The 7,241-nt window shown below is 61.6% G+C and carries 6 protein-coding genes; all 6 read left to right on the top strand.

All coding sequences use genetic code 11. From position 1 onward, the window contains the following. Positions 1–1,217: 1,217 nt before the first annotated feature. From B7449_RS00405 to B7449_RS00380, 6 genes are read left to right on the top strand one after another with little or no spacing between them, the layout of a single operon-like run. Positions 1,218–1,760, top strand: a complete 543-nt coding sequence (locus B7449_RS00405; RefSeq protein ID WP_039735099.1) for an OsmC family protein — start codon at positions 1,218–1,220, stop codon at positions 1,758–1,760. Between the two features lie 42 nt (positions 1,761–1,802). Continuing rightward, on the top strand, positions 1,803–2,924 hold the full coding sequence (locus tag B7449_RS00400; RefSeq protein WP_039735098.1) for an acyl-CoA dehydrogenase family protein: 1,122 nt from the start codon (positions 1,803–1,805) through the stop codon (positions 2,922–2,924). Then, positions 2,921–4,249, top strand: coding sequence for an FAD-dependent oxidoreductase (locus B7449_RS00395; RefSeq protein ID WP_039735097.1), 1,329 nt, complete (start codon positions 2,921–2,923; stop codon positions 4,247–4,249). The genes B7449_RS00400 and B7449_RS00395 overlap by 4 nt, the downstream gene beginning before the upstream one ends. Then, entirely contained in the window at positions 4,249–5,526 is a 1,278-nt protein-coding gene (locus B7449_RS00390; RefSeq protein WP_039735096.1) for a CmpA/NrtA family ABC transporter substrate-binding protein, read from the top strand. Before B7449_RS00395 ends, B7449_RS00390 begins: the two co-directional genes overlap by 1 nt. A 5-nt stretch (positions 5,527–5,531) precedes the next feature. Then, positions 5,532–6,392, top strand: coding sequence for a nitrate ABC transporter permease (gene ntrB, locus B7449_RS00385; protein ID WP_039735094.1), 861 nt, complete (start codon positions 5,532–5,534; stop codon positions 6,390–6,392). After that, positions 6,382–7,221 carry an ABC transporter ATP-binding protein gene (locus tag B7449_RS00380; RefSeq protein WP_039735092.1) on the top strand — a complete coding sequence of 280 codons (840 nt, stop codon included), beginning with the start codon at positions 6,382–6,384 and terminating at the stop codon, positions 7,219–7,221. The genes ntrB and B7449_RS00380 overlap by 11 nt, the downstream gene beginning before the upstream one ends. The last annotated feature ends 20 nt before the right edge of the window (positions 7,222–7,241 follow it).

The following is a 7,241-nucleotide window of genomic DNA, read 5'->3' as shown; positions in this document are numbered from 1 at the left end:
TTATCAAGCCCACAAAACTGTCCGAACGGACGGGGCCACCTCTGTATTGCGGGTGACGTCTGGACCATCCGGTTCTGCAGCAGGCATACGGGTGCGCTGATCTATGGCAGATCTGATGAGGCGCCTCACGCCATCGCGGGTGGCATGACGCTTTGAATTCAGGCCGCTATATGGATGTTCGATCCTGCGGACTGCATCATGGAATCTTTTGCCGTCCCCGCTGACCAGAACAAAACAGGACCAAGCAGGAAGCGGGTTGTCCAGTCCAGGTTGACGGGTTGGGATGGAGAGAGTGTGTGATATTGAAAAATATTACATATATTTACGTGTAATTCCGACCTGGCCAGCACTGGGCGACGCATCCTGAAGCAAGCATCCTTAAATATTTTCAATAGATTGTGTGGATGTGCCGCTTCATTCAGATGGAGCGGCGCGTCCTCCGGTCAAGGTCTCCGGGCGTGGAAATCTGCCATATGTCCAGTCTTTTGTGCCTATGGAAGGCTGCTTATTCACGACAAAAAATGACACATAAAAATTTAATCACAAAATAAGATGTTTGAATGATTCACGATATAAGCACTACCAAAATGTGAGTTTATGTGATTTAACATATTTAACGAAGTTTGGACGTTTTTTTAACGGAAATATCCACTATGAAAAATAGTCTTATTCTCGCGCCTGTCAGATTGCCCTCGCCTATGTCTGCATATCCTGCAGGGGACAACGTTTTTTTCATGCGGGACATTCATGGTGTTTTGCCTGATCATCATCAGGAGTACACGCATGCCGTCCCTGACCTGAATATCAAGGCTCCGTTCCCCTCCGCTTTATATCCATTTCGGGATGGAATGATTGTGGCACGCCAGGTCTGTACGGACGGCAACAGGTGTCTTTGCATTCACCCGATCAGGGTCCACTGAGCAGTCCGTGCCGGCGATGTCCGCTGGGTTCGTAGCCTGATCCCTGCTTCGCTCCACGCTGATCGGAACGGAAAGAACGGGCGATCCGTTATGGCAGGGGCGCGACCCGGTTCCGCCTGCATGACAATGTGGACAATGTCGACAATTCATGTGCCGTGCGCTGAGGCCATGAAAAAATACCTATAAAAAAGAGCGCATTAAAAAGCGCAAAAAAACTTCTTGAGACGTTTTCCGTCACTGGGGAAGGTCATTTCGTCAACCCGGATGAAGTATTTCCTAACAGGAGTTGCAAATATCATGTCCGATACCAAAACTGTTTCCACCTATCTGCGTCCCATCGACCGGACCGGACTGCTGGGTTTTGCAGAAAAAGGGCGCAACAACCCCGATAACTTCGGCACGAACAAGGTTCATACCGTGTGCGAAGGCCAGTACCGCACGCTCAGCCATGTCGGGCAGCATGCCCCGGTGGTGGTGGATGAACCGCTTCATCTGTTCGGCCAGAACACGGCCCCGGCCCCGGGTGAGATCGTCCTGTCCGCGCTGGGGGGCTGTCTGGCTGTCGGCATTACCGCGGTTGCCACATACCGGGAAGTAAAGCTGAGCAAGCTGGAACTCTGGCTGGAAGGCGACATCAGCAACACGGCGGCATGGGGTGCCGGAGGGGCCGAGCGCAAGCCCGAGGAAATGGGCTTCCAGCGCATTCGCGTAAAAGTGGTGGTGGAAGGCGATGCGCCGCGTGAGGAACTGGATGCCATCGTGCAGCATGCCAATTATTTCTCCCCCGTCGCCAATACGATGCGTAATCCCGTCCCTATGACGATCAGCCTTGCAGACTGAGTTTTATGGCACCGCACGCCGGTAAAAGGAGACCGTCTTTCCATGCCAGCCCGGAACATGACACAGGCCGTTCAGGCAGATACGTCTCTTCTCCAGCGCGTTGAAGGGATCGCACGGGGGCCGCTGGCTGCAATCGTGACGGATATTGACCTGAACGGTCATTACCCGCTCGAAATCCTGCGTGCGCTGGGGGAAGCGGGGGCGCTGGCCCCCCATCTCCAGCGCAATGGGGCGGATTTTGGCCTGGCCATTCAGGCCATGGCCACCGTCAGCCGTCAGTGTGGCGCAACCGGCTTCCTTATGTGGTGCCACATGGTCTGTGGCCTTTATCTGGAAAAAGCGCCCGATAGCGCACTCAATACGGACCTGCTGTCCACCCATGCTCTCGGGCACAGCTTTGGTGGCACGGCGCTGTCCAACCCCATGAAGGCCCTGGCCGGGATCGAGCGCATGGCGCTTGAGGCCACGCCTGCGCCGGGTGGCTATCGCGTCAGCGGGGTGCTGCCGTGGGTCAGCCATATCGCGCCGGGGCAGTATTGTGGCGCCATGGCCCGGATAGACGGACAGAAAGGGCGCGAAATCCTGTTCCTGCTCCGTTTCGATGGACAGGCGGCACTTCGTCCCTGCCCCCATTTTTCCGGGATGGAAGGCACGAGTACGTGGAGCATCCGGCTGGATGAGTACTTCCTGCCCGCCCGCGACGTCATCGCCGTTCCCGCGCAGCCGCTGGTCAGTGTCATCAAGGCCCCCTTCATCCTGCTGCAGGCCGGCATGGCGGCCGGTATCGTGCAGGGATGCATTGATTCCATGCTGGAGGTGGAACCCCAGCTTGGCCACGTCAATCGCTTCCTGGAGGACCGTCCGGACACCATGCAGGCCGAGCTGGACGCCTTTACACAACGTGCCCTGAAACTGGCGCGCACACCGGGCGAGACGGACCCATCCTATCTGCTGGATGTGCTGGACGCGCGGGCGCACGGGTCTGAACTGGCGCTGAGGGCATCGCAGTCCGCCCTGCTGCATCAGGGGGCACGGGGGTATCTGAGCACCGCCGCCCCGCAGCGCCGGGTCCGGGAAGCGCAGTTCGTGGCGATCGTAACCCCCGCGATCAAGCATCTGCGCCTGGAAATGGCGCGGCTCATGACGGAGGAACTTCCTGCATGATCCCCTACCGCAAATTCATCTGCCGGGTCTGTGGCTGGATCTATGACGAAGCATTGGGGGATCCCGATGGCGGCCTGCCGCCCGGAACGCGGTTTGATGATATTCCCGATGACTGGGCCTGCCCCCTGTGCGGTGTGACCAAGGCGGATTTTGAACCCTATGTCCTGCCGGCTGCTGCCGTGGCGTCCGTGGCGACGCCCGATATATCCGTCACTGCCCGCAGCATATGGGACGCCGTGATCGTAGGCGGCGGTACGGCGGGCTGGGCGGTTGCCGAGCGCCTGCGCGCCCTGAGCCCGTCCGCACGCATCGCGCTGGTCACCGGGTGCGCGGGTGATCTGTATGCCAAGCCCCAGTTGTCCGTGGCGCTGTCACGCAAGCTGGATGCAACCAGCCTGTGCCGGGGTCAGGGTGCGGATACGGCGGCAGGCATGGGGATCACGCTGATGGGCGGGACCTTCGCCTCCGGCATTGATCCGCACGCACACCGGCTGCGCACCACACGGGGCACGTTGCGATATGGTGCGCTGGTACTGGCGCAGGGGGCGCAGCCCGTGCGCCTGTCCAGCCTGCCGGCGGATCTGGTCTGGCGGGTCAATTCCCTGTCGGCATGGCTCAGGCTGCGCCAGAGCATTGGCGACACGCCACGGCGCATCGTGCTGGTTGGCGCCGGGCTGGTCGGATGCGAACTGGCGGAAGACGCGGCCGAGGCCGGGCACACGGTCACGCTGATTGGTCGCGGCCCCTACCCGCTGGATGGTCTTGTACCGCCCGAAGCGGGACGGCGTATCAGCGCGCGGCTGGAGCATGCCGGGATTCATGTCATGAACGATACTGTTGTCCATAACGTTACGAAGTCAGAACGTATGATGAGGGTGAATGTTGTGACATCTGGCCGCCCTGCCCTGTGTGCAGCCGATATCGTGATTGCCGCTATCGGGTTGGAAACCAACCTGCATCTGGCCCACACGGCGGGGCTGGATACGGATACGGGCATTATGGTTGACCCGGCAACGCTGCGTACCAGCCAGGCCGATATCTATGCATTGGGTGACTGCATCACCATCCATGGCCAGCCATGTCGCTATATCGGCCCGATCGCCGCGCAGGCGGATACGATTGCGCACGAAATCCTGGGGCTGCGCCATGGGGGGTATGCCCACCAGCCCCCGAAAGTCCGGCTGAAAAGCAGGGTGGCCCCGCTGGAACTGAGCGGTACACCCGATCCGGCCGCGCCATGGGAAGTCGTAACGGACACAACCGAGCGCCTTGTCATGCAACAACGCTGTGGCAGCGCCACGACAGCACGGCTGGAGGTATCGTGATGAACGGATTTTCCTTCCTGCGCCCGCCTCGTGCGGCCCTGCTGCGGTGCGCCTCCGCTGATCCGGCCGGGGCCGTCTGTGGCTGCGGCGTCGTGCATGCCGCGCCCGCGCGGATCGGCCGCCGGACGGTGCTGGGCGCGCTGGCGGCGGGAACGGTGCTGGGCAGCCTGCCGTCCCCGCTGCGCGCGGCAGTGCCGGCAGGCCCGCTGGAACGGCCCGATGTCACCATCGGTTTCGTGCCGATTTCCTGCGCCGCACCGCTGATCATGGCGGAAGCGCAGGGCTTCTTCGTGCAGGAAGGGCTGCGGGTACAGCTGCAGAAAACGGCAAACTGGGCGCTGGTACGTGACCGGTTGCTGGATGGCCATCTGGATGCGTCCCACCTGCTGTCGCCCATGCCGCTGGCGCTTTCGCTCGGGCTGGGCGGGAATGCGCCGCATGCCGTGCGCGTGGCCAGCATGCAGAACCTCAACGGGCAGGCCATCACCCTTGCCCTGCGCCACCATGACCGGCGCGACCCGCGGCAGTGGAAGGGAATGACCTTCGCCATCCCGTTCGAGTTTTCCATGCACAACCTGCTGCTGCGTGCCTATCTGGCGCGGCACGGGCTGGACCCGGACCATGACGTGACCCTGCGCGTGACCGCCCCGCCGGACATGGTCGCCAACCTGCGGGCTGGCAATATTGACGGCTTTCTCGGGCCGGAACCCTTCAACCAGCGTGCCGTCATCGAGGAAGTGGGCTTCGTGCATATCCTGACGGCGGAGATATGGGACGGCCATCCCTGCTGTGCCTTCGGCATGACGGCGGCGTTCATGGACGCCAATCCCAATACCGCCGCCGCCCTGCAGCGCGCGATGATCCGCGCTGCCGATTTCATGCAGCAGCCCGACAACCGGGCGCAGGCCGCACGGATCATGGCCCAGCCGCGCTATCTGAACCAGCCCGAACTGGTCATTCGCCAGAGCCTGACCGGGCATTACGCGGATGGCCTGGGCGTGGTGCGCGACAACCCGCGCCGGGCGGCCTATTCGCCCTACCCCTATCCGTCCATGGCGGTATGGATCATGTCCCAGCTTGAACGGTGGGGGTACCTGAAGGGGCCGGTGGATTACCGCGATGTGGCCCGGCAGGTCTTCCTGATTGATGCGGTCAGGCAGCAGGCGCAGGCCATGAACCTTCCCCAGCCTGCGGATGGGGGCGACAACTGGCCGTCCTTCACCATCATGGGACAGCATTTCGATCCTGACCATCCGTCTTTCTTCAATCAGGGATAGCCACCATGATTTCAGCAGAAAGCCGTCGGGCCTTTTTCCTCTTCCTTGCCCTGTTCGCGGGCCTGCTGCTGGTCTGGCAGTTGTCCACCGCGTCCGCGCCCCCCCGGTCCCCGTACGGTATCCCGCAGGGCAATGCGGAATACCAGATGCTGATGGGCCATACCCCCGGAACCACCCGGACCCGGGAAGGATTTCCCGGCCCGGCCCGCTTCGCCGCGTCCGCCCTGCAGGCCCTGCACGCGCCGTTTCACGATAATGGCCCCAGTGACCGGGGCATTGGCTGGCAGGTTGGCGCGTCCCTGCTACGTGTTGCGATCGGATACGGGCTGGCGGTTGTGGTTGCCGTGCCGTTCGGGTTCCTGATCGGGCTGCATCCCGTCATCCGCCGCGCGGTTGACCCGTTTATCCAGATCCTGCGCCCGATCTCGCCCCTGGCATGGATGCCGCTTGCGCTTTACACGATCCGCAATCCGGAAGGCTGCGGCATTTTTGTCATCTTCATCTGTTCCCTGTGGCCCATTGTGCTCAATACGGCCTTTGGTGTGGGCAGTGTCCGCCGGGAATGGCTGAATGTCGCCCGCACGCTGGAAGTCAGCTGGACACGCAGGGTCCTGTTCGTCCTGTTACCTGCGGCAGCACCGACCATCATTACCGGCATGCGGATCGGGCTGGGCATCGCGTGGCTTGCCATTGTCGCGGCGGAGATGCTGGTGGGCAGTTCGGGCATTGGCTATTTCGTGTGGAACCAGTGGAACAACCTGTCCCTTTCGAACGTGCTGCTGGCGGTCCTGCTGATCGGTTTTACGGGCATGGTGCTGGATGGCGCGCTGGCGGCCCTGCAGAGGAGCGTGACCTATGCCGAATGACAGCGCATATGCGGCACCGGCCGCGACCCATGCCGCTTCCCGGCCGCTGGTTGAGGTCTCCATGCTGGAAAAACGGTATGGCGATAGTGGGCCACCGGTATTTTCCGATGTTTCGTTCACCATCCAGCCGGGTGAATTCGTCTGCCTGATCGGCCATTCCGGCTGTGGCAAGAGTTCCATCCTCAATATTCTGGCGGGGCTGGAACAGCCATCGGGCGGCACGGTGATCATGGATGGGCACGAGATCACCCGCCCGGGACTGGAACGCGGCGTCGTCTTTCAGGGGCACGCCCTGCTGCCGTGGCTGAGTGCGGTGCAGAACGTGGCTTTTGCCGTGCGGTCGCGTTTTCCTACCCTGTCGCGGGCTGAGATCAGGGAAAAGGCCGAATACTATCTGCATCTGGTTGGCCTGCGGAGCGCGCTGGACAAGAAGCCGGCCGAACTGTCCGGCGGCATGCGCCAGCGCGTCGGGATCGCCCGCGCTTTTTCCACGCAGCCCCGCATGCTGCTGATGGATGAACCCTTTGGCGCGCTGGATGCCCTGACGCGCGGGCTGATCCAGGAGGAACTTCTGCAGATCTGTGCCCGCACGCAGCAGACCGTCTTCATGATCACGCATGATGTTGATGAAGCCATCCTGCTGGCGGACCGTGTCTTACTGATGAGCAACGGACCCGATGCCCGTCTGGCGGAAAGCATCGACAATCCGCTGCCCCGCACCCGGACACGGGAGAGCATGCATCATGAAACCGGGTTTTACGACCTGCGCAACCACCTTGTCGACTTTCTGGTCCGTCGCTCCGCGCTGGTCAGCAAAGGCGAACACTGACGTAATGAAAGGAGAGTACC

Origin of the sequence: Komagataeibacter intermedius TF2, assembly GCF_000964425.1 — a bacterium.
Taxonomy (GTDB): domain Bacteria; phylum Pseudomonadota; class Alphaproteobacteria; order Acetobacterales; family Acetobacteraceae; genus Komagataeibacter; species Komagataeibacter intermedius.
The sequence above is the reverse complement of the archived record's forward strand: the minus strand, read 5'-3'. Positions and strand labels throughout refer to the sequence as shown.

What these genes read in the sequence shown, in the direction of transcription:
- B7449_RS00405 (WP_039735099.1), top strand. Translation starts at nt 1,218, where the DNA reads ATGTCCGATACCAAAACTGTTTCCACCTATCTGCGTCCCATCGACCGG.
- B7449_RS00380 (WP_039735092.1), top strand. Translation starts at nt 6,382, where the DNA reads ATGCCGAATGACAGCGCATATGCGGCACCGGCCGCGACCCATGCCGCT.
- B7449_RS00400 (WP_039735098.1), top strand. Translation starts at nt 1,803, where the DNA reads ATGCCAGCCCGGAACATGACACAGGCCGTTCAGGCAGATACGTCTCTT.
- ntrB (WP_039735094.1), top strand. Translation starts at nt 5,532, where the DNA reads ATGATTTCAGCAGAAAGCCGTCGGGCCTTTTTCCTCTTCCTTGCCCTG.
- B7449_RS00395 (WP_039735097.1), top strand. Translation starts at nt 2,921, where the DNA reads ATGATCCCCTACCGCAAATTCATCTGCCGGGTCTGTGGCTGGATCTAT.
- B7449_RS00390 (WP_039735096.1), top strand. Translation starts at nt 4,249, where the DNA reads ATGAACGGATTTTCCTTCCTGCGCCCGCCTCGTGCGGCCCTGCTGCGG.